We start from the raw sequence: 25336 nt of genomic DNA, 5'->3' as shown, positions 1-25336 counted from the left end.
AGGATATGGAGACATTTCGCTGCTGTCCGCCCGAAATCCTGCCGCCCGACAAAACTAGTGGTCGTTCGCCAAAGAGAGCGAAAAGACCGCAAAACTTGACATTATCCCGCTTGCACGAAGCGGCCAAACACCCGCTTAAACAAGTCCCAAAAGCTCGCTTCTTCGACCGTTTGCTTGGCGACGATCAGGCTGTGCAAAATTTCTTTTCCATCCTGTTTTAAAATGAGGACGCCAAGCTCATCGCCTTTGCGAACGGGTGCTTTCACATTGTCTTTCACTTTGATCACTTTTTCGATCTGCTCGACCGACTGCCCTTTTTTCGTCAGCACCGACACCGGCTCCGACGTCACCGCTTCGACGGATGACCGTTTGCCTTTGCTTATGTTGACGCGGGCGACAGTTTCATTCCGTTTGTACACCGGGTGAGTTCGATATTGGGAAAACGCGTAATCGAGCATCTTCGTAATTTGCGCATTGCGCGATTTCGGCGTCGGCGCTCCAAACACAACAGCGATGACGCGCATGCCGTTCTTTTTCGCCGTGGCGGTCAAACAATATTTCGCTTCGGCTGTATATCCGGTTTTCAGGCCGTCAACGCCCGGATAAAATTTGACAAGCCGGTTCGTATTGACGAGCCAAAACTTTTTGTCCGTATTTTCGCGCAAATAGTCTTCGTATTTGCTCGTATATTTGGTAATATCTTCATATTTCAACAGTTCGCGCGCCATCATGGCCATATCATAAGCGCTGCTGTAGTGATGTTCCGCCGGCAGGCCGGTCGCATTGGCGAAATGGGTGTTTTTTAAGCCAAGCTGTTTCGCTTTTTCATTCATCATCTCGACAAATGCTTCTTCCGACCCGGCGATCTGCTCAGCCATAGCGACCGACGCGTCGTTGGCCGAACCGATGGCAATGCCGCGCAGCAGCTCATCGACGGTCATTTCCTCGCCCGGCTCGAGGAAAATTTGCGATCCACCCATTGACGCGGCGTATTCGCTCGCCCGCACTTTTTCATCGTAGGACAGCTTTCCTTCATCGATGGCTTCCATGACTAGCAGCATCGTCATAATTTTCGTCATGCTCGCCGGCGGCAATGGTTCATGGGCATTTTTTTCATACAATACTTTGCCGGTGTCGCGTTCAATCAAAATGGCTGATTTCGCCTCATCGGCCAGCTTCACTTTCGCCTCCTTCATCTCTTTCGCCTCGGCATGGGCAGAAAGAGGAAGAAAAAGAAGAAACGGCAATAAAAGAAGACGAGTGACTTTCGTTTTCATCTCCCAAACCTCCATTCTTTATACATGCCATTTTTTCCAGGCGAGATATTTTTATACAAAAAACAGCTCATTTTCCAAAAAACAAAAAAAACGCCCGAAACACGCGTTTCAGGCGTCTTCTACTTGAACAACTGCTTTTTTCCTTGCGGATCGCCAGCGTCCCTCTCTATACGATGGTCTCATAAATGAGCGGCGGCCGAGCAACCGGCTGCGGCGACAGACGAATAGCCGCCTCGATCTTTTCTTTCACGTCAAGCACATCTGGCCGGTTGCTGTGAATCGTGGCGAGCGCTTCCCCTTTCTGCACGCGATCGCCGATTTTTTTATGGAGCACAATGCCGACCGCCAAATCGATCATGTCTTCTTTTTTCGCCCGGCCGGCGCCGAGCCACATGGCGGCCGTGCCGATGTCATCGGCGGCCATCTCGGCGACATAGCCGTCGGCAGCCGCCGTGACGGTCGACGTATAGGCCGCCTTTGGCAATTGATCCAGATCGTCGACGACCGATGCATCTCCACCTTGAGCGGCCAAAAACGTTTTGAACGCCGCGATGGCGGCCCCGCTGCGAATCGCCTCTTCAAGCAAACGGCGCGCCTCATCAAGCGATGGCGCCTTCTCCGCCAAATAGACCATATGGCTGCCGAGCGTCAAACAAAGTTCGGTTAAATCGTGCGGCCCGTTTCCTTTTAACGTTTCGATGGCCTCTTTCACTTCCAAGGCGTTGCCGACGGCATAGCCGAGCGGCTGGCTCATGTCAGAAATGACCGCCATCGTCCGGCGGCCGACGCGCTTGCCAATGTCGACCATCGCTCGAGCGAGCCGGCGCGCCTCGTCAAGTTTCTTCATAAACGCTCCGGCGCCCGTTTTCACATCCAAGACGATGGCATCAGCCCCAGCGGCGATTTTTTTGCTCATGATCGACGAGGCGATGAGCGGAATGCTGTTGACGGTCGCCGTCACATCGCGAAGCGCATATAGCTTTTTGTCAGCCGGTGTCAAATCGCCCGTTTGGCCGATAATGGCGATTCCGTTTTCATTCACGAGTCGAATGAACTCGTCTTTGCTGATCTCGACATGAAACCCGGGCACGGACTCGAGTTTGTCGATCGTGCCGCCCGTATGGCCGAGGCCGCGTCCAGACATTTTCGCCACCGGCACGCCGACAGAAGCGACAAGCGGCCCTAAAACGAGCGTCGTCGTATCGCCGACCCCGCCGGTCGAATGTTTATCGACTTTCACGCCGCGAATACTCGACAAATCGAGCATTTCGCCGGAGTGCACCATCGCCATCGTCAGCGCGGCCGTTTCTTCCTCGGTCATGCCGCGGAAATAAATCGCCATCGCGAGCGCGCTCATTTGGTAATCGGGAATGTCCCCGTTTGTATACCCTCGGACGATCCACTCAATTTCTTCCTTCGTCAGCGCCTTTCCGTCGCGCTTTTTCGCAATCAAATCGACCATTCGCATCGCGATCACCTTTTTCGTTTTGATTTCGCCATTTCGGCGACAATCGCTTTCACAAACCGCAAAAAGTCCGTCTTCACCCGCTCGGCCGTTTCAACCACTTCGTCGTGGTGAAGCGGAGCATCCGACATCCCTGCAGCCATATTCGAAATGCACGAAATGCCGAGCACCTCAATGCCGCCGTGGCGGGCGACGATCACTTCCGGGACGGTCGACATGCCGACCGCATCGCCGCCGAGCGTACGAATCATGCGGATTTCCGCCGGCGTTTCGTACGACGGCCCCGTATTGGCGACATATACTCCTTCATGCACGCGAACGCCAAGTCTCGCCGCCGTTTCCTTGGCGAGCTCGCGCAGCCGCCGGCTGTACGCTTCCGTCATGTCCGGAAAGCGCGGACCAAGCTCCGGATCGTTCGGACCAATGAGCGGATTTGTGCCCAGCAAGTTGATATGGTCGGAAATGATCATGAAATCGCCGGGCTGAAACCGTTCGTTGATGCCGCCCGCAGCGTTTGTCACGATCAATTCGCGGACGCCAAGCGCCTTCATCACCCGGACGGGAAACGTCACTTCCTGAAGCGAATACCCTTCATAATAATGAAACCGCCCTTGCATGGCGACAACGGTCGCCCCCTCAAGCCGCCCATATACGAGCCGTCCAGCGTGTCCTTCAACGGTCGACACTGGAAATCCGGGAATATCTTCATACGGAATGCGAACCGCCTCTTCGATTTCATCAGCGAGCACGCCGAGCCCCGAGCCGAGAATGAGACCGATTTCAGGCGGAGTTGGCATCAATGGGCGCAAATGACCGGCGGTTTTTTCAATCGCTTGTCGATCCATTCTTTTCCCCCCTCATCGTTCTTTATGAAGTTAGGCCAAATCAGCCAAAAAGCTTGTTCCGTACGGCGGCCGGTTGACTTGGAAGTTATCCGCAATCGTTGCGCCGACATCGGCAAACGTCTCGCGGACTGGGAGCGGCTTGCCGCCGCGAAATCGCGGACTGTACACAAGAAGCGGCACATATTCGCGCGTATGGTCGGTTCCGTGGTGAATCGGGTCGTTGCCGTGGTCAGCGGTGATGATAAGCAAGTCGTCCGCTGTCAAGCGCGGCAACACATCGGCAAGCCGGGCGTCAAACTCTTCGAGCGCATCGCCGTAACCTTTTGGGTCGCGGCGATGGCCGTATTTAGCGTCAAAATCGACGAGATTGACGAAACTCAACCCGGTAAAGTCCATGCCGAGCGTGTCGACGAGCTTATCCATTCCGTCCATATTGGATGTCGTTCGCAACGACTGGGTAACTCCTTCATTGTCGTAAATATCGGCGATCTTCCCGATGGCAATCACTTCATAACCGGCGTCTTTCAATTCATTCATCACCGTTTTGCCAAACGGCTTAAGCGCATAGTCGTGCCGGTTGGCGGTTCGCTCAAAATGGCCGGGTGTGCCGATGAACGGTCGGGCAATGACGCGCCCGACCATATACGGCTCGTCGCGCGTCAATTCACGAGCGATTTCGCAAATGCGGTACAATTCATCAAGCGGCACAACTTGTTCATGGGCGGCGATTTGCAAGACGGAGTCGGCTGATGTATAGACGATGATCGCCCCTGTTTTCATATGCTCTTCGCCAAGCTCTTCGATGATCGCTGTTCCGCTCGCCGGTTTGTTGCCGATCACGTTCCGGCCGGTGCGCCGCTCGAGCTCAGCGATCAATTCATCTGGGAACCCGTTCGGAAAGACGCGGAACGGCTTGTCGATGCGAAGGCCCATCAGCTCCCAATGGCCTGTCATCGTATCTTTTCCAGCCGATGCTTCCTTCATTTTTGTATAGTACGCGAGCGGTCGATCGACTTTCGGCACCCCTTTGATCTCACGAATATGGCTTAGGCCGAGCTTCGCCATGTTCGGCATATAGAGGCCGCCGCGATACTCAGCGATATGGCCGAGCGTATCCGCTCCTTTGTCGTTGTATTTCTCGGCATCCGGCGCTTCGCCGATGCCGACTGAATCCATCACAATCAAAAAGACGCGCCGGTATGTCGCTTTCACATTCATTCCCCCTGCCTGCAATGAAAAATATGGAGTCTCTTTCTATCGTTCCCGTATTTTCGCGAAAACACGCCTATGGCCAATTGGTCAGAAGTCTGACAACTAAAACGACAGGCAAGCGCCTAGCATACGGCAACTGCTAGGCGCGCGGGTGGTACTGTTTGTACACGTCTTTTAGGCGCGTTTTCGTAACATGCGTATACATTTGCGTCGTCGAAATGTCGGCATGCCCAAGCAACTCTTGCACAGCGCGCAAATCGGCTCCGTTCTCAAGCAGATGCGTCGCAAACGAATGCCGAAGCGTATGCGGCGTCAATTCTTTTTCGATGCCGGCTTCTTTCGCGAGCCGCTTTAAAATTTTCCAAAACCCTTGCCGTGTCAACCGCTGGCCATAATGGTTCAAAAACAGCGCCTCCGTTGCCCGCCGTCGCGGATTGACAAGCTGCGGGCGCCCTCGCTCCAAATAGTGGGCAAGCGCTTCAATCGCCATGCGCCCGATCGGCACGATCCGCTCTTTCCGCCCTTTTCCATAGCAGCGGACAAACCCCATCGTCAAATGCACGTCGCTTAAGTTGAGCTGCACAAGCTCACTGACGCGCATGCCGGTCGCATACAACAGCTCCAGCATCGCCTTGTCGCGCAGCCCAAACGGTGTGCTCACTTGCGGCGCTGCAAGCAGCGCCTCGACTTCCTCGACCGACAGCACTTTCGGCAGCGTCCGTTCAAACTGCGGCGTTTCGATATGGACGGTCGGGTCTTGCGCCGCGATTTTCTCCCTTAGCAAAAACTGATGAAACGAACGGATCGACGCCAAATGGCGGGCGATCGTCCGCGCCGATTGCCCTTGTTCGCTTAAAAACTTTAAAAAATGGAGAATATGGAGGCGCTCCACTTCGCCCCACGCCTGAAGCTGCTCGACTTGGCACAAATAGCGGACGTATTTTTTCAAATCGCGTTCATACGAAACGATCGTATTGTGCGCCAAATTCCGCTCCACCGTCAAATAATGCAGAAAATCTTTCAACTCGTATTCCAACGCTCTCTACTCCCCATCGCGATAAAAAAATAACAGCCGGTCGAGCCAACTTGGCGGCGCACTCTCCGCCGCCGATACTTTGACCGCCGATCCCTTCGGCTCATCGTATCGGTGGTAATACTCGTACTCGCGGTTAAACCATACAAGACTATAATAAAATAAAATGGTGCATCCCGTAAATAAAAGAAACACTTTCACCATTTGCCAAACGGTTTTCATGGCATCCTCCCTATCAGCTGCTTGTCAGCTTGCTAGTATGAGGATATGCCATTTGTTTCGTTGTTTATACGCAAAAAACCTTTCCCGTTGGAAAAGGTTTTTATTTTTCTTCATGCTTTTGCTGGCAACGGTGACAAATGCCGTGGAACGTCAAACGATGGTCTTTAATTTTAAATTTCCACTTCTCCTCAACAATCGCTTCGACATCCTCAAGCAAATCTTCTTGAATTTCCGCCACCGATCCGCATTCCAAGCAGATGAGGTGGTGATGGAAATGGGCCGCTCCTTCCTTGCGGAGGTCATAGCGCGACACCCCGTCCCCGAAATTGATTTTATCGACAATTTTCAGCTCGGTTAACAGCTCGAGCGTCCGGTAAACGGTCGCCAACCCGATTTCTGGGGATTTTTCTTTCACGAGGAGGTAGACGTCTTCCGCGCTTAAATGGTCTTCTTCATGTTCAAGCAGGACTCTTACTGTTGCTTCCCGCTGCGGCGTTAACTTGTAACCCGCCGAATGCAGCTGCTTCTTGATTCGTTCCACACGATCTTCCATCTTTTCATTCCTCCCTCGCCATTCACCCATCATTATAACAAATGCACGAGGGAAGTATCAAAGTAAAATCACTATTATGAAGAAATGATAATGGTTATTATATAATATTCATTATGATTAAACTCATTGTCCATTGAACCGCCTGTTTCATCAATGCCGGCGAAAGATATGCCTCGACCGCTGAGGAAAGAAGCAACCCAAGGGCGACAGCCGCCATCGCCGCTGCGTAGCGCATCACCATCGGAAACATCGATCCATGCGGCCGCTTCATAAACTGGTTGCGCACCATGTGCAAGGAAAACGAAATCGAAATGACGCCCATGACGATCATGAGTGGAATGGCCACCAAATTTTGCGGCATGATGGACACAAACGACAAAAGAAACCCGCGCCAACCCATTTGGTTGACTAAAAAGCCAACCGTAAAGCCGACGACGACGCCTTTGAAAAACAGCAAAACAAGAATGATCGGCAAGCCAATGACAGAAATGCCAAGCACCCACATCAGCGCGGTATATTTGACGTTGTGCATATAGCTTTGCCGGAACATATCATGGGCGCTTGCGATATTGTCTTTTGACACTTGTCCAAAAAATTGCGTCAAGTAATAGTACAAGTCTTGCTTTTGACTGAAACCGAGGCTGTTGACGACAATGGCGCCGAAAATGACGCCCATGAGAAACAGGACGATGACAAACACATACAGCGAAGCATGTTCACGCCAATGGACAGCGATAGCCGATTTCAGCGGATGGGTTCTCATTGTGCTTCGTCCTCCTACTTTGTCTCTTAGTAGATTGTATGTCCATCCGCTTTCGGTATGACTGTTTTTCTAAAAGGCTGGTGATGGAATGAAAAAGCAGCTCAACACCGACGTGTGACCAACTCCACGGGCGGCACGCCGCCTCGGTCCATTGGCGCATGGCTGGGCTGGGCCAAGCAGCACGCACGGCATGATGATGAACGGCAGGAGCGCTGCCCGAGTGGTTACCCCTCCCGCACTTTCCCGTATCTCCCACCGCCCCCGGCCTCGATATGGAGCGCACCGCTGCGGGCAAGGACGATCAGTTGGGCCAACTTTTCTCCCACCGTCTCCGCGATCTCTTCCTCCGCCGCCTCATGAAGAACGCTCATTTCCGTGCCAAAACGGGCGAGCAGCTTTTCATACGCTTTTGGACCAAGGCCGGGGATGAATTCAAGCGGCACTTGATAAATGTACGGCGGCCGTTTCGGCCCGCGTTCCGCCGTTTTCAGCTCCGCAAGCCGGTCAAACACGCCTTTCACGAAGCGATGATGGCCGCATGCCGCACAGCTGTCGACGTCCGGTGCAGCCGGCGCAAGGCAGCGCTCGCACACTGTCTGGTGATATTTTCCGAGTTTGGGATTTAAACCGTAGTTGGCGACAATCGCGCGCCCGTCTTCACCGCGCAGCGCTTTTTCAAATTCGGCAAACGTCGGGGCGGCGAGCCGCACTTCTTCATATTCACGGGCGATTTTCCGCAGCGAATGGGCATCGGAATTCGTCAAGTACGGGTAGCGATGCAATTCGGCGATCTGGTCCGCCATCGCCGTGTCGGCGCTTAACCCAAGTTCAATGGCATCAATCCAATCCGGGTCAAACACTTCTGTCAGGCTGTGCTTGACCCCTTTTCCGTACAAGCTTTTAAACGGGGTGAACGCGTGCGCGGGAATGAACCAGCCGCCCTGCTCTTTCGCGGCAGCTTGCAGTTCACGGCCGGACACGTAAATGCGCTGCGAACTGAGCGACACGTTCTTTACCCGTTTGCCAAGCCAGCCGGAAAACGTGCGCATCGTCTGCACAGTCGGCAAAAAAACGAGCACGTGGATCGGTCCATGGCAATGGTCGTCATATACTTCGATTTCACTGCCTAACAAAAGCGTCACTTTCCCGGCGCTGACGCCGCCCCCCTCATGTTCGCGCCAACCGTGCTTCTCCACTGCCCGCTCGAGCTCGTCCAGCACTTCGGGCACATGGCTGTCAATGACACCGACGAGGTCGATCCCTTTCACCTCAGCCGCCTCATGCAAGATGTTCTCAAGCGTCAACGTGCGCGCCCCCGTAATTTTCACCGGGCGGCCCGAGGCGGTGCGGCCGATGTGAATATGTAAATCAGCGTAATAACGGCCGAGGCCGCGCTCGTTTTTTTTATTCGGCATTTTGCTCCCCTAGCGCGCGGCGCAGCTGCAAATATTGCAAGGCGTATGCCGTTTTCGCGTCGTAAATGTCACGTTGTTGAAGCATCTCAAGCGCCTCCTCCAATGTCACTTCCAACAGCTCGACAAACTCATCTTCATCCAAACCGGCGCCGTCCTCCGCTTTTTCCAGCCCCTCGGCGACATACAAATGGATGAGTTCATCGGCAAACCCTGGGGATGTATAAAAGGACATGAGATGGCGCATCGATTGGGCGCGGTAGCCGGTTTCTTCTTCGAGCTCGCGATGTGCGGAAGCGAGCGGCTCTTCCCCATGTTCTAGCTTGCCCGCCGGAATCTCGACTAATGCGCGCTCCAACGCTTTTCGGTACTGGCGGACAAGAACGATTTTCCCGTCCGGCAACAGCGGCAGCACCGCCACCGCCCCCGGATGTTTGATCACCTCGCGCCGGCTCGTTTTCCCATTTGGCAACTCGACTTCCTCGATATACAAGTCAATGATGCGGCCGCTGAACAGCTTCTCTCTGCGGATTGTTTTTTCATACAGCTCCATGTTCATTCTCCCCTATCAAATTGGATCGATTCTTTTCCATTGTACTACATGTTTGGCCATTTTTTCGCTTCCGTTGTACAATGAACATATCATTATCGATCGCGAAAGGGGGCGCAAAACATGAACAAACGCCGCATCGGCACATCAGACTTATACGTCAGCGAAATTGGACTCGGCTGCATGTCGCTCGGCACTGATGAAAACCATGCCATCTATCTCATCCATGAAGCATTGGAGCGCGGCATCAACTACTTGGATACAGCCGATTTATACGACCGCGGCTTAAACGAGGAATTTGTCGGCAAAGCGGTGAAAGGAAAACGCGACCAAGTCATCATCGCGACAAAAGTCGGCAACCGTTGGCGCCGAGACGGAAGCGGCTGGGACTGGGATCCGTCAAAAGCCTATATCAAACAAGCGGTCAAAGAAAGCCTGCGCCGCCTGCAAACGGACTACATTGACTTATACCAGCTCCACGGCGGCACGATCGACGACCCGATCGATGAGACGATTGAAGCGTTCGAAGAGCTGAAGCAAGAAGGCGTCATCCGTTGGTACGGCATCTCCTCGATCCGCCCAAACGTCATTCGCGAATATGTGAAGCGCTCGAACATCGTCAGCGTCATGATGCAATACAGCTTGCTTGACCGTCGGCCGGAAGAATGGTTCCCGCTTCTTCGCGAACACAACATCAGCGTGATCGCCCGCGGTCCGGTCGCTAGAGGCTTGCTCACGAGCCGCCCGCTTGAGCAGGCGGGCAGCGCGGTGAAACAACACGGCTACCTCGATTATTCGTATGAAGAACTGCAGGCGCTCATCCCGAAGCTGAAGGAAAAAACGGCCGGACGCCGGTCCTTGACCGCGACCGCGCTGCAATTTTGCTTGTATGACCCGGTCGTTGCCGCCGTCATCCCGGGCGCCAGCCGCCTTGAACAGCTTGAGGAAAACGTCGCCGCTGCGTCAGCCCCGCCGCTTGACCGCACTGAATACGAATGGCTGAAACAAGCGACGAAACGCTCGGTGTACGACGTGCATCGATAAAAACCAAAGGAGCGGAAAGAAAGCCGACATGCCTTGCTGAAAAATAGATCGAGCCAAAAAATGCAAACAAATCGAGAGCCCGGCGGCCGTTGACGGCCGCATACGGGCTCTCGTTCGGTACGTGCGGCCGCTCATTTGCGACGAGCGGGCCGCTTTATTTCTTTTCATCTACGTATCGGTCCCTCGCCGCCCCTAAGCCAACGGCCATCATGGCGATGCAGACGGCAACAAGCAGACCAAGCGGCGCATTGAAGCGGCCGGACGCATCATACAGCACCCCGAACAACGGCGGACCGGAAGCCGCCAGCAAGTAGCCGACCGATTGCGCCATGGCGGACAATTGGGCGGCGGCGAGCGGATGGCGCGTCCGCAGCGTAAACAGCATCATCGCCAGCGAAAACGCCATGCCAGCGCCGATGCCGGCAACAAGCGCCCCCGCCCACAGCCACCACCCTTGCCCGCCGAAAAAGACAAGCGTCCCAGCTCCCATGCAAAGCACAGCTGAACCAATCAGCACCTTTTGATTGTCCATCCGCTCCGCGAGCATCGGAGAGACGAACATCATCGGCAGCTGGGCAAACTGAAAGAAAAAGAGCAGCCATCCGGCCGCCCCGGCGGCCAACCCCTTGCTTTGTCCAAGCTCCGGAAGCCAAGTGACGACGCAGTAAAAGAAAAACGATTGCAATCCCATAAACAACGTCACTTGCCAGGCGAGCCATGACCGCCAAAGCGTTGAGCGGCGGCTTCCGGACGGCGCGCCGTCCGGCTCCTGGCGGCGCGCTTGCGGCAGCCAAACGAAAAGCGCCAAAGCCGCCAACAATGCCCAAAAGCGAAGCGCCCCTTGCCAGCCAAGCCCCCAGTCATCCGCAAGCGGAACGGCGATCCCGGAAGCGAACGCCGCGCTCATGTTCATCGTCACTGTATAAATGCCCATCATGAAACCAACCCGTTCGGGAAACGACTCTTTCACCAGCGCCGGCAGCAAGACGTTGTCCACCGCAATGGCTGCACCGATCAGCACCGTGCCGGCAAACAGCCAGCCAACGCCGGAGAGCGGCCGGAGAAGCTCGCCAACGAGCAAAACGATCAACGAAAAAAAGAGCGTCCGCTTCATCCCGAACCGGCGGGCGAGAGCCGCTGCCGCCGGCGCCAGCAAGGCGAACGCCATAAGCGGAATTGTCGTCAACGCCCCGGCGGCCGCGTAGGAAAGGCCAAGCCCCCGCTGCAAATCAGGCACGAGCGGGCCGACCGTCGTAAGCGGCGCGCGCAAATTGACGGCCAACGCGACGACCGCTCCGGCCGTCCAGAATGGAAAAGAAGAGGGGCGCGCCGCTGCCGCATTCGATTTCATCGTCCATCCCCTCCGCTACTTAAATTTCCGCCAGTCTAGCTCGCTTTCCTCAAGCAGCTCGGCAAACGATTTCTGTTCCTCGCGGCGGCGCGCTTCCTCGCGGCGCCGCGCTTCCTCTGCCGCCCGCCTCCGCGCTTCTTCCTCGGCAAGTGCGCGCTTTTTCTCAAGCAGCTTCGCTTCCACCGCGGCGCCAAGCCGGTCGGCGATCGTCAAGGCCTCCGTCCCTTGCTCTTTTTTTCGCCCGATCTTCTTCATCATGTCCGCCCCCCCTTGCATAACAATCGTTCATTTGTCAAACGATACAACTACACGACAAAGAAAAGGAGAGATGATGGATGGCGAAAAACCGCGCCCAAAAAGGGAAACCATCCGCTGATACGGTCAAGCCGGTGATCGCAAAAGAAGAATTGGAAAAAGCAATCCACCCGACCAAGCGGCAAAACAGTCCTCAATAACCGCAACATGGACGATGCAGCTTTTATCAAAAGGGGCGCCCTGCAGCCCAAATCGGCTTTCAGGGCGTCCCCTTTACAACACTTCGGTGATGTGCGGCATATGCTCGCCAAGCCAAGCAATGGCCGACTCAAGCGTCGGAAACTCTTTCGTTTCAAACGTCATTTCGTTTTGCAGCAGCCAGACGTCTTTCGCCTCATGATACGGGCCGGCGACCGACCAATGAAGCAAGCTGTACGGATCGTTTTCATGGGTGAACGACACCCATGTTTTTTGCTTCGCCGTCTTTGCGAGCTGCTCTAACTTACCGTTCATCGCCGGATTTCACCTCAACAAGCGGCATATGACCATTCAACATTTGCCCTGGGCTTTTGAGCTGAAAAACGGTCGTTCCCGGCTTGACGTCAATCGTCATCGCTTCATCAAAAAAGATGAGCCGCGACCGTTCCACGAGCACCGGCACGAAATTCGTTTCGACGGCCCAATCATCGTCATCGGCCTTGTCGACAAGCCATAGCGCCGGCACGCCGTCGACCAAACAGCCGCAGCCGTCCGTGTCAAACGCCAGCTTTAACTGCCGTTCGGATTGCGCTACAATAGAGGCAAGCGCCCGTTTGGCTGCATCCGTAAACGTGATCGATACACTCATGCCTGACTCCTTTTTCCTTATTGATTTTCCTTTTCATTTTACCTGCCAACACGCGAAACTGTCAAAGCAAAGGAGGAACAAGCGATGGCAAACGTGCAAATCAAAGTGAATGACAACGGTTCGCTGCGCGTCACCGGCGATGTGGAACTGCTCGATGGAGAAGGAAAGCCGTTTGTGACGAAACAAACGTTTTCGCTCTGTCGGTGCGGGCTGTCGAACAATAAACCGTTTTGTGACGGTTCACATAAAGGCCGATTCCAATCGGTCGTCCGCGCCCCGTCGCCGGAATCGAGCGAATCGTAACGAACGGCCGTTTCTTCCCAGCCAACAGGCAAGGACGTCTTTGCACAAGTTTCATAACGGACGGTGAAATCGATGAATGAACGTTGGCTGCAAAAACAAGCGCGCAACTGTCTGCGGCATTACGGCTGCGATGATGACATGATGCCGCTTGACGAAGACGACTGGCGCGAGCTTTGCGCCCGCATTGCCGCCGCCAAAGAGAGGCAGCCAAACGCGGACATCTATGAACTTGTCCATGACGCCGTCTACCGGTTCATCGCCGGTTCTTGACCCGACTTGTGTCAAATGCCCCTAATGAGAAAGAAAAGCGGCGCTGCGATTGTAAAAGGGTGTCCCACAGGCTCGGGACACCCTCTCGTATTCCATAGACGCAAAACGATCAAACAACATGACCGTTTTCGGACCCGCTTCTTTGACTTACTTTTGGAAAAACGCCCGTTTCGCCACCTTTTCCACCAAACCCGGCGCAAGGCGATACAGCCGGCTGCCAAGATCCATCCAGCGCGGCATGTTCACTTCGCGCGTTGGCGTCATCATCGCGGCAACAACGCGCTTCGCCACCGCCTCCGGGCGCAGCATCCAACGCGACACGTTGCGCACATACTCTCCCGATTCATCAGCGGCCGAAAAAAAGTTCGTCTCCACCGGCCCCGGATTGACGGCCGTGACAAAAACGCCAAAGCGCCCCGCCTCGAGGCGGAGGCTGTCGGTAAAGCCAACGACCGCGTGTTTCGTCGCGGAATAGACGCTCGACTTCGGCGTCGCGATTTTGCCGGCTTGCGAGGCGATATTGAGAATGTGGCCGCTTCGGCGTTCTTTCATATGCGGATACACCGCCTTCGTGCAGGCGATCAAGCCGAAGACATTGACCGCAAACATCCGTTCCATCTCGTCAAGGTCGATATCTTCCACGTAGCGAAATACGCCAAATCCGGCATTGTTCACAAGCACATCGATAGCGCCCAGTTCAGCAGACAGCTTCGCAAATACCGCCTCGACCATCTCGCGGTCGCTGACATCAAGCGATGCATACGGGGCGCGAATGCCGGTTTGCGCTTCGATCCGCGCGCTGATTTCTTTCAGCCTTTCTTCACTGCGCGCCAAGAGCACCGGCACCGCCCCTTGGCGCGCCGCTTCATAGGCGATTTGCTCGCCAATTCCTCCCGACGCTCCGGTAATGACGACATGGCGCCCCTTCAGCCGCACACCGACACCCCCGCCGCTTCGTAAACGTATCGGCCGGCTTCCTGTTTTTTCGTCACATACCCGTTCGCCTCGAGATAATCAAGCTGGCCGATTGTCTCCGACATCGTCAGCATGAGCTGGCGTTCGTAAGCCGTTGGGAACAGCTTTTGACAAACGTCAAACACCGTATGCGGGCGTTCTTTCACCATTTCGAGCACCCGCTCGGCGCGCTGGCGCTGCTTATCGAGCCGCTCGCGAACGAGCGCCGGAATATCGGTCGCATCGTCGCCATGGCCGTTTAACGAGCGAACGATGTCGTATTGCAGCATTTTTTCGAGCGATTCATTATACTGCAGCAGCGGTTTCGGCCGCTCCGTCTCCCCTTCCGCCGGCGGCTCCATCATTGGATTCGGGGAAATATGAACAAGCAAATGATCACCGCCGATCAGCAACCCATCCGCCTCGCGGTAGAGGGCGATATGGCTTTGCGCATGCCCCGGCGTTTCGATGACCTGCCACCCGGGCATCCCCGGCACCGCGTCCCCTTCCGTCACCATGATGTCAAGCCCGCGCCGGCTTGCGTATCGAAGCGATCCGCCTTCTTTGGACAGCTGACTGAACAAACGGCGGTCGACGCCGCATTCCGTAAAAAATTCCTGAAAAAATTGGACGTACCGCTCCATAAACGAACGTTCACGGCGCAAAAACGGATCCGCTTTCGGATGGCCGATGATCGGCGCATGCGGAAAATAATCAAGCAAGCCGACATGATCCGGATGATGGTGAGTAATGACGATTTGTTCAATATCCTCTGGCGCATAACCGACCTCGCCAAGCTGCTTCACAAACAGCTGCCATGCCTGCTCTGTTTTCACTCCGGCATCGACCAGTGTCAACCGATCGCCGGCGATCACGTACATATGCACATCGCCGACCGGAAACGGCGTCGGCACCGTGATCCGATACACTCGTTCTTCGTTCATTGCGTTCCCTTCTTTCCCAAAGTTCATGAACCATCCCGTTCGAACCGTTTCATTAGGCAAAATGAATAATGATTCATTATATTTTATTTTACAGTTTACACTGATTTCATCCATTTGTCATGCCTTTTTCTTCCGCACGACGAAATTGCAAAAAAATTCGTTCTCCTCTCTTGACAACCGTGCTCGTCCCGCGGCATAATGACAAATAAATTATGATACGGCAAAACAGGCGATGAACAGGGCCAGTAAACCGCAAACGGCACCAGAGAGCGAAGCCCGCGGCTGGAAGGCTTTGCGGCCCTCTTTGCGGTTGAACCTACCCTAGGAGCTGTTAGGCCAACCTAAACGCCTCCCCGGCGTTATCGGGGCAGAGTTGGGCCTGTTTGGCGCTTGGGCCAAATCGGGCCAAAAAAGGTGGTACCGCGGAAACGAAGGTTTTCCGTCCTTTTGCAGGACGGGAAACCTTTTTCTTTTGGATGGATACATCAAGGCAAGGAGGAGTGGAATGATGAACAACGAACGAACGATCGCGCTCATCGGCGCCGGCTCGATGGCGGAAGCGCTCATCGCCGGCATGACGAAAGCGTTTTGCCATCCGGCGCACATTGTCGTCGCCAACCGACGAAACCGCCCCCGTCTTGAGGAACTGGCGCGTCAATACGGTGTTGGCACGGCGGATTGCGCGCAAGAAGCCGTCAAACAAGCGGATATCATCATTTTGGCGATGAAACCGAAAGACGTCGCCGAAGCCATGAACGCCATCGCACCATCCATCCGGTCCGATCATCTTATTCTTTCGCTGTTGGCCGGCGTGACAACGGAAACGATCGAACGGCTCGCCGGGCGCAACATCCCTGTCGTGCGCGCCATGCCAAACACATCCGCCGCCGTCGGTTTGTCGGCGACCGCCATCGCCGGCGGCCGCTTCGCCGCGAAAGAACATCTTGAGATCGCCAAACAGCTGTTTGAAACGGTCGGCATCGTCGCTGTTGTGCCGGAGCGCGACTTGCATGCGGTCACCGGCCTGTCCGGGAGCGGTCCGGCGTATGTGTATTACTTGGTCGAAGCGATGGAAAAAGCGGCGGCCGACATCGGCCTTGAGCGAGATGTCGCCAAACGGCTCATTTTGCAAACGATCATCGGCGCAGCCGAGATGCTAAAAGCGTCCGACAAACATCCATCCGTCTTGCGCCGCGAAGTGACAAGTCCAGGCGGCACGACCGAAGCCGGCATTGGCGTGCTTGAGCAATACCGGTTCCAAGAAGCGGTCATCGCCTGCATCCGAAGGGCGACGGCCCGCTCCGAAGAGCTCGGCAGCGCGCTTCTCGCTGCCATCATGGAAGCGTAAAGAACGGACCTCCGGAGCGCGCCGCCCCCGCACGGCGGATGGGCGGGGAAGTTTCGGCAAAACCGGGCGCAATGAACAAGGAAACAAACGAACCTTTTCATCCGGTTATGGAAGATTTTTTTGGTTTCGCATAACGGAAACTCGAATTTCGCACATGACACAACCGCATAAGCCCATCTTTACCCAAAACAGACCATGTTAACAGGGCCGCAGCTTTTCCACCGTCCGGCTCAGGCAAAACAGTCCGTTTCACTTTGTTTTTGACAGGCAGCGTGCTATCATCAGTCATGAACCACTCATTGGCTTAGAAAGGAGCCGCTTGTCATGAACACGGTATTGTTTTCGCCGTATACGATCCGCGGGCTGACGCTGAAAAACCGAATTGTCATGTCGCCGATGTGCATGTATTCGTGCGACACGAAAGACGGCGCCGTACGCACGTGGCACAAAATCCACTACTCGGCTCGCGCCGTCGGCCAAGTCGGCTTGATTATCGTCGAGGCGACCGGCGTGACGCCGCAAGGTCGCATTTCTGAACGCGACTTAGGCATTTGGAGCGATGACCATATCGCCGGGCTTCGCGAACTCGTTGGGCTTGTGAAAGAGCATGGAGCCGCCATCGGCATCCAGCTTGCCCATGCGGGGAGAAAATCGCAAGTGCCGGGAGAGATCATCGCTCCGTCAGCCGTCCCGTTTGATGATTCGTCGCCGACGCCAAAAGAAATGACGAAAGCCGACATCGAAGAAACGGTGCAGGCGTTCCAAAACGGGGCGCGGAGGGCAAAAGAAGCCGGCTTTGACGTGATTGAAATCCATGCCGCCCACGGCTACCTGATTAACGAATTTTTATCGCCGCTCTCCAACCGGCGCCAAGACGAGTACGGCGGCTCTCCGGAAAACCGTTACCGTTTCTTGGGCGACGTGATTGACGCTGTCCGCGAGGTATGGGACGGGCCGCTGTTTGTGCGCATCTCAGCGTCCGACTATCACCCGGAAGGACTGACAGCGAAAGACTATGTTCCATACGCCAAACGGATGAAAGAGCAAGGCGTCGACCTTGTTGACGTCAGTTCCGGCGCTGTTGTTCCGGCGCGCATTGACGTCTATCCGGGCTACCAAGTGCCGTTTGCCGAACTGATCCGCCGCGAAGCGGACGTGCCGACCGGCGCCGTCGGGCTCATTACATCCGGCTGGCAGGCGGAAGAAATTGTGCATAACGGCCGCGCCGACCTCGTCTTTTTGGGGCGCGAGCTGCTGCGCAACCCGTATTGGCCATACGCCGCGGCGAGAGAGCTGGGCGCAAAAATCTCGGCGCCCGTCCAATATGAGCGCGGCTGGCGGTTTTAACCGCGCGGGATCGAAAACGAGGCGAAATCAACGGCGAGCTCGGTGTTCGGAAACACGCTGCGCGCCTCGGCGACGAGCTGCAGCGCCGCCTCACCTTGGTAGCGAGAGCTGATATGGGTCAAAATAAGCCGCTTCGCCCCGGCCCGCCTCGCCACCTCGGCTGCGTCTGTGGTCGTGGAATGGAAATAGTCATGGGCCAGCCGCTGTTCCGCCGCGGCAAACGTCGCCTCGTGGACGACGACATCGGCATCGCGGGCGAGTTCAATCGCCGCTTCGCAAAAACGGGTATCGCCCAACACGGCGACGATTCTCCCCTTTTGCGGCGGCCCGACAAATTCGCGCCCGTCGATGACCGTGCCGTCATCCAGCACGACCGTTTTTCCTTGCTTAATTTCTTGATAAATCGGGCCGGGGCGGACGCCGAGTGCTTGCAATCGCTCGACCAAGAGCGGGCCGGGCAAATCTTTTTCAACGACGCGGAAACCGTATGACGGCATGCCGTGATCGAGCCGTTTGGCGATGACGGAAAACCGTTCATCGTCAAAAATGACGCCCTCATCGATCTCCACAATGTTCAGTTCATAGCGGAGCTTTGTCCCGCTGACGGCAAGGGCCGTTTCGACAAACACGCGAATGCCTTTTGGGCCGAAGACCGTAAGCGGCGTTTCGCCGCTTTGAAACGAACGGCTGCCAAGCAGCCCAGGCAGGCCGAATAGATGATCGCCATGCAAGTGCGTAATAAAAATATGCTCAATGCGGCGCGGGCGAATGGCGGTATGCAAAATTTGATGCTGCGTCGCTTCGCCGCAGTCAAACAGCCATGTCGCCCCCCGCTCGTCAAGCAGCTGCAGGGCGACGGACGATACGTTGCGCTCTTTGGCCGGCACGCCGGCACCCGTGCCTAAAAACAACAGTTCCAACGCGCTTCACTCCTTTTTCTCGCTCAACATTGCCTGTTGTTAGCGTACCAATGTCAAAACGGCTTTTCAACTTTCTTTTGCGCTCAAAAACGCCGGGTTGGCGCCCGGCTCTTTCATGAACATAAACGCTTTCCCGCCGGAAAGCAACAAAGTGTTTGCGTTCCGACCGGCAAACCTCTACAATGGTTTCATTGAAGAGACAAATTTGGTTAAAGCGAGGTACATACGGTGGACAACATGAATCCGAAATCGATCATCGTCATTTTCGGAGCGACGGGAGATTTGGCGAAACGGAAACTGTTTCCGTCCCTTTACCGCCTGTATGAAAAAGGGCATTTGCATGAGCAATTCGCTGTCGTCGGCGTCGCGCGCCGCCCGTTGTCGGCCGATGAGTTCCGGAACTATGTGCGCGACTCGGTCGAAACGGCGTTTCAGCAGAAGCTCACCGACGGCCGATTCACCTCCCATTTCTACTATCATCCGTTCGACGTGACGGAAGCCGAGTCGTACCAGCGCTTAAAGTCGCTCCTCGAACAGCTCGACGGCACATACAAGACCGAAGGCAACCGCATCTTTTATTTGGCGATGGCGCCGGAATTTTTCGGCACCGTTACTTCCCGCTTGCAGTCGGAAGGATTGACGGAAACGCACGGCTTTAAGCGGCTCGTCATCGAAAAGCCGTTCGGGCATGACTTGGCGAGCGCCGAGAAGCTGAATGACGAGATTCGCCGCGTCTTTTCCGAGCGGGAAATCTACCGGATCGACCATTACCTCGGCAAAGAAATGGTGCAAAACATCGAGGTCATCCGCTTTTCAAACGCCATTTTCGAGCCGCTTTGGAACAACCGGTTCATCGCCAACATTCAAATCACATCGAGCGAAACGCTCGGCGTCGAAGACCGCGGCCGCTACTACGACCATTCCGGGGCGTTGCGCGACATGGTGCAAAACCATATGCTGCAAATGGTCGCTCTGTTGGCGATGGAACCGCCGATCAAATTAACGACCGATGACATCCGCCATGAAAAAGTGAAAGTGTTGCGCGCCTTGCGCCCGATTGCGCACGATGAAGTCGACCGCTATTTCGTGCGCGGCCAATACGGGCGCGGGGTGATCCACGGCAAAAACGTGCCGGCGTATCGCGAGGAGCCGAACGTCGATCCGGACTCGAACACGGAAACGTTCGTCGCTGGAAAACTCCTGATCGACAACTTCCGTTGGGCTGGCGTGCCGTTTTACATTCGCACCGGCAAACGGATGGCGGAAAAATCGACGAAAATCGTCGTCCAATTTAAAGATGTACCGATGAACTTGTATTACCGGACGAATGAGACGATCGCCCCGAACTTGCTCGTCATCCACATCCAGCCGGACGAAGGGATCACCCTTCATTTAAACGGCAAAAAAACCGGGGAATCGACGACCATAACAGCTCCATTTCAACTCGACTATTGCAACAACTGCATCGACGGCATCAACACGCCCGAAGCGTACGAAAAGCTGTTGTACGACTGCATGCGCGGCGACGCGACAAACTTCACTCATTGGGACGAGGTGGCAGCGTCATGGCAATTTGTCGACCCAATTTCTGAGGTGTGGGCGAACACAAAAGCTTCCGACTTTCCGAACTACGCGGCTGGCTCCATGGGCCCGGCGGCCGCGGACGAGCTGCTCAAACAAGACGGCTTCCACTGGTGGCCGATCGCGCATCCGCGGCCATAACCGCGAATCGTTTGCGCCCGCCGCCCTTTTGGACAAGCGAGCGTTATCTCTCATGCAAAGGAGCGAATGAACGATGAAGGTGTATGACGTCACGGCCCCGATTTACGAGGGCATGCCCGTATATAAAAACAAACCGGAAAAACAGCCGAAACGCACAACGATCACCAACGGCTATGTGACCGAATCGCGCATTGACATGGACGTGCACACCGGCACGCACATTGACGCCCCCCTCCATATGGTCGAAGGCGGGGCGACGTTTGAAACGATTCCATTGAACGACCTCGTCGGCCCGTGCAAGCTGTTCGATTTGACGCATGTCAACAACCGGATCATGAAAGACGACATCGCGCATCTTGACATTCAAGAAGGCGACTTCGTTCTGTTTAAAACGAAAAACTCCTTTGATGATGCATTTAACTTTGAGTTTATTTTCGTCGCCGAAGACGCGGCTCGGTATCTAGCCGACAAACGGATCCGCGGCGTCGGCATCGACGCCCTTGGCATCGAACGGGCGCAAGAAGGCCACCCGACTCATAAAACGCTGTTTTCGGCCGGCGTCATCGTCATCGAAGGGCTGCGGCTGAAAGACGTCCCCGAAGGCCGCTATTTCATGGTCGCCGCTCCGCTCAAACTCGTCGGCACCGACGCCGCCCCGGCGCGCGTCTTGCTGTTTGACCGCGAGCCGTAAAAACAGCCGGTCCCCCGATGGGACCGGCTGTTTGATCATGTCAAATTGAATATTCGCCATGGCCGCCCTAAAGACTGGTAAAATGGCGGGGGCTTCCCCGCCTCTGTTTACAGCTCTTCCCCGTTCGTGCGAATGACGCGCTGGAACCAGTAGAAGCTTTTTTTCTTATAGCGCTTCAAATCGCGCAAGTTCTCATCGTCACGGTTGACGAAAATGACGCCGTAGCGCTTGCGCATCTCCCCTTGCGAACTTAACAGATCCGTCGCCCCCCACATCAAATAGCCGATCACCTCGACGCCTTCTTCCATCGCCATCTTCATTTGTTCGATATGACGGCGCAAATAGTCGATCCGCTCATCATCTTCGACCGTGCCGTTCTCATTCAGCTCCTCTTCCAATCCGATCCCGTTTTCGGTGATGAAAATCGGCATTTCGTAACGGGCGTACACGTCTTTTAAGGCCATTCGCAACCCGATCGGATCGATCGCCCAGCCCCATTTCGTCTTTGGCAAATAGGGATTCGGTTCCAGCCCTTTGACGATCCGTTCATCCTGTTCTTGGTGACGGACGATTTGGCTTTGATAGTAGCTGAACGACAAAAAGTCGACCGTTTGCTCCCGGAGCAGCTGTTCATCCCCTTCTTCCAACGGCAAAAGGATTCCTTTTTTCTCCAGATGATTCGTCACATAACGCGGATAGGCGCCGCGGGCGAACACATCAAAGAAGAAATCAAGGAATAGCTCTTTCGCCTGCACGTTGGCCAAAGCGTCTTCCGGCCGGCATGTCGCCGGATACGTCGTCAAATACGTCACCATCCCGCCGATCTTCGCCTCGGGAGCGATTTCGCGCAGCGCCTTCACGGCTTTCGCGTGGGCGATGAACACATGATGACAGACGCGGTAGGCAAACGCTTCCGGGTCTTCGTCTTCCGGGCAGATCGCCCCCCATAAATGCGGTTGTTCGAGCACTAAATTTTGTTCGTTGAACGTCAGCCAATAGTTCACTTTCCCGCGGTAACGCTCAAATACGGTGCGTGCGTACCGCTCAAACAAGTCGACGACTTTCCGCGAGGCAAAGCCGTTGTACGTTTTCGCCAACGCCAGCGGCAAATCAAAATGGTACAGCGTAATGACCGGCTCGATGCCGTTCGCTCTCAATTCATCAAACACGGCGTCATAAAACGCCAACCCCGCTTCATTCGGCTCCCCTTCCCCGTCCGGAAAAATGCGCGTCCAAGCGATGCTCGTCCGGTAGGCGGTAAAGCCGAGCTCCTTGAACAAAGCGATGTCTTCTTTGTAGCGATGGTAAAAATCGACCGCCACTTTCCAGTCGGAATGCCCTTTTGGAATCGGGCGCGCATCCACGATCGACAGCCCTTTGCCGCCTTCGTTCCACGCCCCTTCCGTCTGAAACGACGTCACCGCCCCGCCCCATAAAAAGTGGTCGGGGATGATCGATTTACGCTGTTGTGACATGGAAAGACCCTCCTATCTGTGAACAGACGTGTTTCAGTGATTGAACGCCTTGGAAAATTCACCTTTGGGCATCATCCTCATTATGACATATTTGCTTCTTTATAAAACTAGACGGGCGGAGGTACGAAGCCCGTCTAGACGTTGTGAAAACTGTTTCATGCGCTTTGGAGAGCACCAACGCTCCCAGCAATGGCAATTTTATTGAGACAGTTTTTGCTTAATCAAATAATGGTTCGTAGCCACTTTTCGATACGTGAAGATCATTCCATCATCTCCAGCCGTTGCGAGCAACGCTTCAGATGACAAATCGGCGATTTTCGTTCCTGTTGCCCGGTTATAAATGGCACGGCTGGTGATGATATATTGACGGCTCGCCGCCCGCAGCGGCTCCGGAAATTCAGCGGCCACCAATGCGCCGGGCTGGGCTGGATTGATGCGCGCCTTTCCGTAAAAAATCTCCCCGCCATTCCAATCCCCCGTCAAACAATGATTTCTAATTCCTTCCTTATACATTCCTTGCGCATAGCATAGCTCAAACAATCGAGCACCGACATTTGACCATTCCTTATCCATCCTCAATATCCATGATAGCCCACCGTCGATCATCACTTCAAGCTCTTTTTGCCATACGCACCCCATTCGGCTGCATACACCAACCGCCGCCGATCACGAACAGCGGCCATCGCTTTGCTGTCTAATACATTTTTATGCTTTCCATTTTGAACCTCCTTTCCCCCGAACGGTCAAACAAATATAATGAAAACGGAACTCCCAATAGAAACAAGTGGGGTGAGGCAAAGTTGAACATTTTGCTCATTGAAGATGATGTGACGTTGTTTCAAGAAATCAAAGCACGTTTGGAACAATGGTCGTACGACGTTTGCGGCATCCGCGATTTCGGTCGTGTGATGGAAGAGTTTTCTGCTTGCAAGCCGCACTTGGTGATCATCGACATCCAGCTGCCGAAATTTGACGGGTTCCACTGGTGCCGCCAGATTCGTGCTCATTCGAACGTCCCGATTTTGTTTTTATCATCGCGCGACCACCCGACTGATATGGTCATGTCGATGCAGCTTGGGGCTGATGATTACATCCAAAAGCCGTTTCATTTCGATGTGCTGATCGCCAAAATCCAAGCGCTGCTCCGCCGCGTGTACAACTACAATGCCGGACCCGTTCAGCTGCAAACATGGTGCGGGGCAACGGTCGACTATGAAAAAAGCACAGTCTCAAATGAACACGGAACAGTGGAGCTGACGAAAAACGAGCTGTTGATTTTGAAACATTTATTGGCCAAGAAAAACCAGATCGTTGCTCGGACGGAGCTGATCAAACGGCTATGGGAAGACGAACGGTTTGTCAGCGACAACACGCTGACCGTCAACGTCAACCGCCTGCGGAAAAAACTCGACGAACTCGGTTTGGGCCGCTTCATTGAAACGAAAGTTGGGCAAGGCTATATGGCTACGGAAGAAGGGAGCCACTGATGATCAAAGACTATTTGTGGGAACGAAAAAGCTGGATGGCCCTCTTTCTCTTTCTGGAGCTGTTCATCCTGTTTGTCGCTTATCTGGATCCGACGATTCCGCTCTCCTCCATCCTTTACATCGTCTTTTTAACGACTATCATCTTTGTTGTCTTTGTCATCATCCGTTGGAAAAAAGAAACGGCATTTTATCAACGTTTGCAAGAGTGGGAGCGCGGCCTCGATCCTGTCTCTGCCCTGCGGGCGGCAAGCCCACTGGAGAAGATCGTCGAACGCGTCCTCGCCAGCCAAACGGACCAATGGAAACAGGAGCTGAAAGAACACCTCGCCACGTTGGAACAAGAGAAAGATGAACTGTTGTCATGGATTCACGAAATGAAAACGCCGCTGACGGCCATGCGGCTCATCATCGAACGGGTCGGGGACGAAAACACGAAAGCGCAACTCTTGTACGAGTGGCTGCGCATTCATCTGCTTCTTGATCAGCAACTTCATCAACGACGGCTTCCACACATGGAAAACGACTTATATATCGAACAAGTCGAGCTTGAGCCGCTTCTCATCAATGAGATTAAACCGCTGCAATCGTGGTGTATGCAAAAAGGCATCGGCTTTGACCTTCAATTGGACGTCCGCTCCGTCCTAAGCGATGCCAAATGGCTTTCTTTTATCATCCGGCAAATCATCACGAATGCGGTGAAATACAGCGAGTCATCTGACATTGTCGTGAAAAGCTTTATGAAAAACGGCCATGCCCGCTTGCAAATTCAAGATTTCGGCTTGGGCATTGATCCAAAGGACTTGCCGCGCATTTTCGAGAAAGGATTCACCTCCACCACCGAACACCAAAATGAAGCGGCGACGGGGATGGGGCTGTATTTGGCGAAAAAAGCCGCCAAACCGCTTCTTCTTGACTTTCATGTCGAATCCACGCCCGGACGCGGAACGACATTTACGATCATATTTCCGCAAGAAAATGACATCATCCGCACGCACCGCATGTGACGATTTTGTCACACGCGGTTTCGTTTTGTTCGGCCAAACGCA

General features: G+C 54.6%; 28 protein-coding genes. 9 read left to right on the top strand and 19 right to left on the bottom strand.

Annotation, left to right across the window (positions count from 1 at the left end; all coding sequences use genetic code 11):
- Nucleotides 1-101 precede the first annotated feature (101 nt).
- From ETR37_RS07295 to ETR37_RS07250, 10 genes are all read right to left on the bottom strand, one after another.
- On the bottom strand, nt 102-1277 hold the full coding sequence (locus tag ETR37_RS07295; protein ID WP_060787659.1) for a D-alanyl-D-alanine carboxypeptidase family protein: 1176 nt from the start codon (nt 1275-1277) through the stop codon (nt 102-104).
- A gap of 166 nt (nt 1278-1443) precedes the next feature.
- A complete protein-coding gene (locus ETR37_RS07290; RefSeq protein WP_129447084.1) occupies nt 1444-2745 on the bottom strand; it encodes a pyrimidine-nucleoside phosphorylase in 1302 nt (433 codons plus the stop codon).
- A gap of 5 nt (nt 2746-2750) precedes the next feature.
- Nucleotides 2751-3587: a purine-nucleoside phosphorylase gene (locus ETR37_RS07285; RefSeq protein WP_011231795.1), complete on the bottom strand. Its 837-nt coding sequence runs from the start codon at nt 3585-3587 to the stop codon at nt 2751-2753.
- Between the two features lie 30 nt (nt 3588-3617).
- Nucleotides 3618-4805 (bottom strand): phosphopentomutase, encoded by a 1188-nt coding sequence (deoB, locus tag ETR37_RS07280; RefSeq protein WP_033005752.1) that lies wholly within the window; start codon nt 4803-4805, stop codon nt 3618-3620.
- Nucleotides 4806-4938: 133 nt separating this feature from the next.
- Nucleotides 4939-5835 (bottom strand): site-specific tyrosine recombinase XerD, encoded by an 897-nt coding sequence (gene xerD / locus ETR37_RS07275; protein WP_129447083.1) that lies wholly within the window; start codon nt 5833-5835, stop codon nt 4939-4941.
- A gap of 6 nt (nt 5836-5841) precedes the next feature.
- Complete coding sequence (locus tag ETR37_RS07270) at nt 5842-6054, bottom strand: YqzK family protein (RefSeq protein ID WP_011231798.1); 213 nt, start codon at nt 6052-6054, stop codon at nt 5842-5844.
- Nucleotides 6055-6154: 100 nt separating this feature from the next.
- Entirely contained in the window at nt 6155-6607 is a 453-nt protein-coding gene (fur, locus tag ETR37_RS07265) for a ferric iron uptake transcriptional regulator (protein ID WP_011231799.1), read from the bottom strand.
- Between the two features lie 97 nt (nt 6608-6704).
- Nucleotides 6705-7370: a stage II sporulation protein M gene (spoIIM, locus tag ETR37_RS07260; protein ID WP_013144830.1), complete on the bottom strand. Its 666-nt coding sequence runs from the start codon at nt 7368-7370 to the stop codon at nt 6705-6707.
- A gap of 224 nt (nt 7371-7594) precedes the next feature.
- Nucleotides 7595-8785, bottom strand: a complete 1191-nt coding sequence (locus tag ETR37_RS07255; protein WP_081212526.1) for a TIGR00375 family protein — start codon at nt 8783-8785, stop codon at nt 7595-7597.
- Complete coding sequence (locus tag ETR37_RS07250; protein WP_020755269.1) at nt 8775-9335, bottom strand: NUDIX domain-containing protein; 561 nt, start codon at nt 9333-9335, stop codon at nt 8775-8777. Before ETR37_RS07250 ends, ETR37_RS07255 begins: the two co-directional genes overlap by 11 nt.
- Before the next feature lie 120 nt (nt 9336-9455).
- Here ETR37_RS07250 and ETR37_RS07245 point away from each other — a divergent pair, with 120 nt between their 5' ends.
- Complete coding sequence (locus ETR37_RS07245; RefSeq protein WP_020755271.1) at nt 9456-10376, top strand: aldo/keto reductase; 921 nt, start codon at nt 9456-9458, stop codon at nt 10374-10376.
- A gap of 154 nt (nt 10377-10530) precedes the next feature.
- Here ETR37_RS07245 and ETR37_RS07240 read toward each other — a convergent pair whose 3' ends face one another.
- The 4 genes from ETR37_RS07240 to ETR37_RS07225 form a co-directional block, all read right to left on the bottom strand.
- A complete protein-coding gene (locus ETR37_RS07240; RefSeq protein ID WP_020755272.1) occupies nt 10531-11727 on the bottom strand; it encodes a CynX/NimT family MFS transporter in 1197 nt (398 codons plus the stop codon).
- Between the two features lie 15 nt (nt 11728-11742).
- On the bottom strand, nt 11743-11985 hold the full coding sequence (locus ETR37_RS07235; RefSeq protein ID WP_033009052.1) for a YqkE family protein: 243 nt from the start codon (nt 11983-11985) through the stop codon (nt 11743-11745).
- A gap of 270 nt (nt 11986-12255) precedes the next feature.
- The gene (locus ETR37_RS07230; RefSeq protein ID WP_015375326.1) at nt 12256-12495 is read right to left on the bottom strand and encodes a YqkC family protein; all 240 of its coding nucleotides are present in this window, start codon (nt 12493-12495) and stop codon (nt 12256-12258) included.
- A complete protein-coding gene (locus ETR37_RS07225; protein ID WP_129447082.1) occupies nt 12485-12829 on the bottom strand; it encodes an iron-sulfur cluster biosynthesis family protein in 345 nt (114 codons plus the stop codon). The genes ETR37_RS07230 and ETR37_RS07225 overlap by 11 nt, the downstream gene beginning before the upstream one ends.
- Nucleotides 12830-12913: 84 nt before the next feature.
- Between ETR37_RS07225 and ETR37_RS07220 the strand changes: the two genes are divergently transcribed.
- Together ETR37_RS07220 and ETR37_RS07215 are read left to right on the top strand one after the other, a co-directional pair.
- Complete coding sequence (locus ETR37_RS07220; protein ID WP_012820666.1) at nt 12914-13132, top strand: CDGSH iron-sulfur domain-containing protein; 219 nt, start codon at nt 12914-12916, stop codon at nt 13130-13132.
- Nucleotides 13133-13204: 72 nt separating this feature from the next.
- Nucleotides 13205-13402: a YqzH family protein gene (locus tag ETR37_RS07215; RefSeq protein WP_033005755.1), complete on the top strand. Its 198-nt coding sequence runs from the start codon at nt 13205-13207 to the stop codon at nt 13400-13402.
- Between the two features lie 147 nt (nt 13403-13549).
- On the opposite strand, the gene ETR37_RS07210 is transcribed toward ETR37_RS07215, so the two are convergent.
- Nucleotides 13550-14338 carry an SDR family NAD(P)-dependent oxidoreductase gene (locus tag ETR37_RS07210; protein WP_129447081.1) on the bottom strand — a complete coding sequence of 263 codons (789 nt, stop codon included), beginning with the start codon at nt 14336-14338 and terminating at the stop codon, nt 13550-13552.
- Nucleotides 14329-15300 carry an MBL fold metallo-hydrolase gene (locus tag ETR37_RS07205; RefSeq protein ID WP_129447080.1) on the bottom strand — a complete coding sequence of 324 codons (972 nt, stop codon included), beginning with the start codon at nt 15298-15300 and terminating at the stop codon, nt 14329-14331. Before ETR37_RS07205 ends, ETR37_RS07210 begins: the two co-directional genes overlap by 10 nt.
- A gap of 508 nt (nt 15301-15808) precedes the next feature.
- Between ETR37_RS07205 and proI the strand changes: the two genes are divergently transcribed.
- Both proI and namA read left to right on the top strand, forming a co-directional pair.
- Complete coding sequence (gene proI, locus ETR37_RS07200) at nt 15809-16648, top strand: pyrroline-5-carboxylate reductase ProI (RefSeq protein ID WP_060787746.1); 840 nt, start codon at nt 15809-15811, stop codon at nt 16646-16648.
- Between the two features lie 324 nt (nt 16649-16972).
- On the top strand, nt 16973-17995 hold the full coding sequence (gene namA / locus ETR37_RS07195) for an NADPH dehydrogenase NamA (RefSeq protein ID WP_129447079.1): 1023 nt from the start codon (nt 16973-16975) through the stop codon (nt 17993-17995).
- Here the strand turns inward: namA and rnz are convergent.
- A complete protein-coding gene (gene rnz / locus ETR37_RS07190) occupies nt 17992-18915 on the bottom strand; it encodes a ribonuclease Z (RefSeq protein ID WP_129447078.1) in 924 nt (307 codons plus the stop codon). The genes namA and rnz overlap by 4 nt on opposite strands.
- A 228-nt stretch (nt 18916-19143) precedes the next feature.
- Here rnz and zwf point away from each other — a divergent pair, with 228 nt between their 5' ends.
- The gene (zwf, locus tag ETR37_RS07185; protein WP_129447077.1) at nt 19144-20637 is read left to right on the top strand and encodes a glucose-6-phosphate dehydrogenase; all 1494 of its coding nucleotides are present in this window, start codon (nt 19144-19146) and stop codon (nt 20635-20637) included.
- Nucleotides 20638-20710: 73 nt separating this feature from the next.
- A complete protein-coding gene (locus ETR37_RS07180; protein ID WP_020755283.1) occupies nt 20711-21328 on the top strand; it encodes a cyclase family protein in 618 nt (205 codons plus the stop codon).
- A 107-nt stretch (nt 21329-21435) separates the two neighbouring features.
- On the opposite strand, the gene ETR37_RS07175 is transcribed toward ETR37_RS07180, so the two are convergent.
- Both ETR37_RS07175 and ETR37_RS19755 read right to left on the bottom strand, forming a co-directional pair.
- A complete protein-coding gene (locus tag ETR37_RS07175; RefSeq protein ID WP_129447076.1) occupies nt 21436-22803 on the bottom strand; it encodes a glycoside hydrolase family 1 protein in 1368 nt (455 codons plus the stop codon).
- 198 nt (nt 22804-23001) lie between these two features.
- A complete protein-coding gene (locus ETR37_RS19755; protein ID WP_020755285.1) occupies nt 23002-23442 on the bottom strand; it encodes a hypothetical protein in 441 nt (146 codons plus the stop codon).
- Nucleotides 23443-23603: 161 nt separating this feature from the next.
- On the opposite strand from ETR37_RS19755, the gene ETR37_RS07165 reads away from it, so the two are divergent.
- Both ETR37_RS07165 and ETR37_RS07160 read left to right on the top strand, forming a co-directional pair.
- Nucleotides 23604-24290, top strand: coding sequence for a response regulator transcription factor (locus ETR37_RS07165; RefSeq protein WP_013144816.1), 687 nt, complete (start codon nt 23604-23606; stop codon nt 24288-24290).
- On the top strand, nt 24290-25294 hold the full coding sequence (locus ETR37_RS07160) for a sensor histidine kinase (RefSeq protein ID WP_060787668.1): 1005 nt from the start codon (nt 24290-24292) through the stop codon (nt 25292-25294). Before ETR37_RS07165 ends, ETR37_RS07160 begins: the two co-directional genes overlap by 1 nt.
- The last annotated feature ends 42 nt before the right edge of the window (nt 25295-25336 follow it).

Source organism: Geobacillus sp. PK12, assembly GCF_004123125.1.
Classification (GTDB): domain Bacteria; phylum Bacillota; class Bacilli; order Bacillales; family Anoxybacillaceae; genus Geobacillus; species Geobacillus zalihae.
This window is presented reverse-complemented; position numbering and strand designations above follow the sequence as displayed.

Coding starts and splice junctions, on each gene's coding strand:
- ETR37_RS07255 (WP_081212526.1), bottom strand. CDS start 8,785: ATGCCGAATAAAAAAAACGAGCGCGGCCTCGGCCGTTATTACGCTGAT.
- ETR37_RS07205 (WP_129447080.1), bottom strand. CDS start 15,300: ATGAACGAAGAACGAGTGTATCGGATCACGGTGCCGACGCCGTTTCCG.
- ETR37_RS07160 (WP_060787668.1), top strand. CDS start 24,290: ATGATCAAAGACTATTTGTGGGAACGAAAAAGCTGGATGGCCCTCTTT.
- ETR37_RS07215 (WP_033005755.1), top strand. CDS start 13,205: ATGAATGAACGTTGGCTGCAAAAACAAGCGCGCAACTGTCTGCGGCAT.
- ETR37_RS07245 (WP_020755271.1), top strand. CDS start 9,456: ATGAACAAACGCCGCATCGGCACATCAGACTTATACGTCAGCGAAATT.
- ETR37_RS07230 (WP_015375326.1), bottom strand. CDS start 12,495: ATGAACGGTAAGTTAGAGCAGCTCGCAAAGACGGCGAAGCAAAAAACA.
- ETR37_RS07175 (WP_129447076.1), bottom strand. CDS start 22,803: ATGTCACAACAGCGTAAATCGATCATCCCCGACCACTTTTTATGGGGC.
- deoB (WP_033005752.1), bottom strand. CDS start 4,805: ATGAATGTGAAAGCGACATACCGGCGCGTCTTTTTGATTGTGATGGAT.
- fur (WP_011231799.1), bottom strand. CDS start 6,607: ATGGAAGATCGTGTGGAACGAATCAAGAAGCAGCTGCATTCGGCGGGT.
- ETR37_RS19755 (WP_020755285.1), bottom strand. CDS start 23,442: ATGGGGTGCGTATGGCAAAAAGAGCTTGAAGTGATGATCGACGGTGGG.
- namA (WP_129447079.1), top strand. CDS start 16,973: ATGAACACGGTATTGTTTTCGCCGTATACGATCCGCGGGCTGACGCTG.
- ETR37_RS07270 (WP_011231798.1), bottom strand. CDS start 6,054: ATGAAAACCGTTTGGCAAATGGTGAAAGTGTTTCTTTTATTTACGGGA.
- ETR37_RS07290 (WP_129447084.1), bottom strand. CDS start 2,745: ATGCGAATGGTCGATTTGATTGCGAAAAAGCGCGACGGAAAGGCGCTG.
- ETR37_RS07180 (WP_020755283.1), top strand. CDS start 20,711: ATGAAGGTGTATGACGTCACGGCCCCGATTTACGAGGGCATGCCCGTA.
- ETR37_RS07250 (WP_020755269.1), bottom strand. CDS start 9,335: ATGGAGCTGTATGAAAAAACAATCCGCAGAGAGAAGCTGTTCAGCGGC.
- ETR37_RS07295 (WP_060787659.1), bottom strand. CDS start 1,277: ATGAAAACGAAAGTCACTCGTCTTCTTTTATTGCCGTTTCTTCTTTTT.
- spoIIM (WP_013144830.1), bottom strand. CDS start 7,370: ATGAGAACCCATCCGCTGAAATCGGCTATCGCTGTCCATTGGCGTGAA.
- ETR37_RS07285 (WP_011231795.1), bottom strand. CDS start 3,587: ATGGATCGACAAGCGATTGAAAAAACCGCCGGTCATTTGCGCCCATTG.
- ETR37_RS07235 (WP_033009052.1), bottom strand. CDS start 11,985: ATGATGAAGAAGATCGGGCGAAAAAAAGAGCAAGGGACGGAGGCCTTG.
- ETR37_RS07220 (WP_012820666.1), top strand. CDS start 12,914: ATGGCAAACGTGCAAATCAAAGTGAATGACAACGGTTCGCTGCGCGTC.
- ETR37_RS07225 (WP_129447082.1), bottom strand. CDS start 12,829: ATGAGTGTATCGATCACGTTTACGGATGCAGCCAAACGGGCGCTTGCC.
- ETR37_RS07240 (WP_020755272.1), bottom strand. CDS start 11,727: ATGAAATCGAATGCGGCAGCGGCGCGCCCCTCTTCTTTTCCATTCTGG.
- proI (WP_060787746.1), top strand. CDS start 15,809: ATGAACAACGAACGAACGATCGCGCTCATCGGCGCCGGCTCGATGGCG.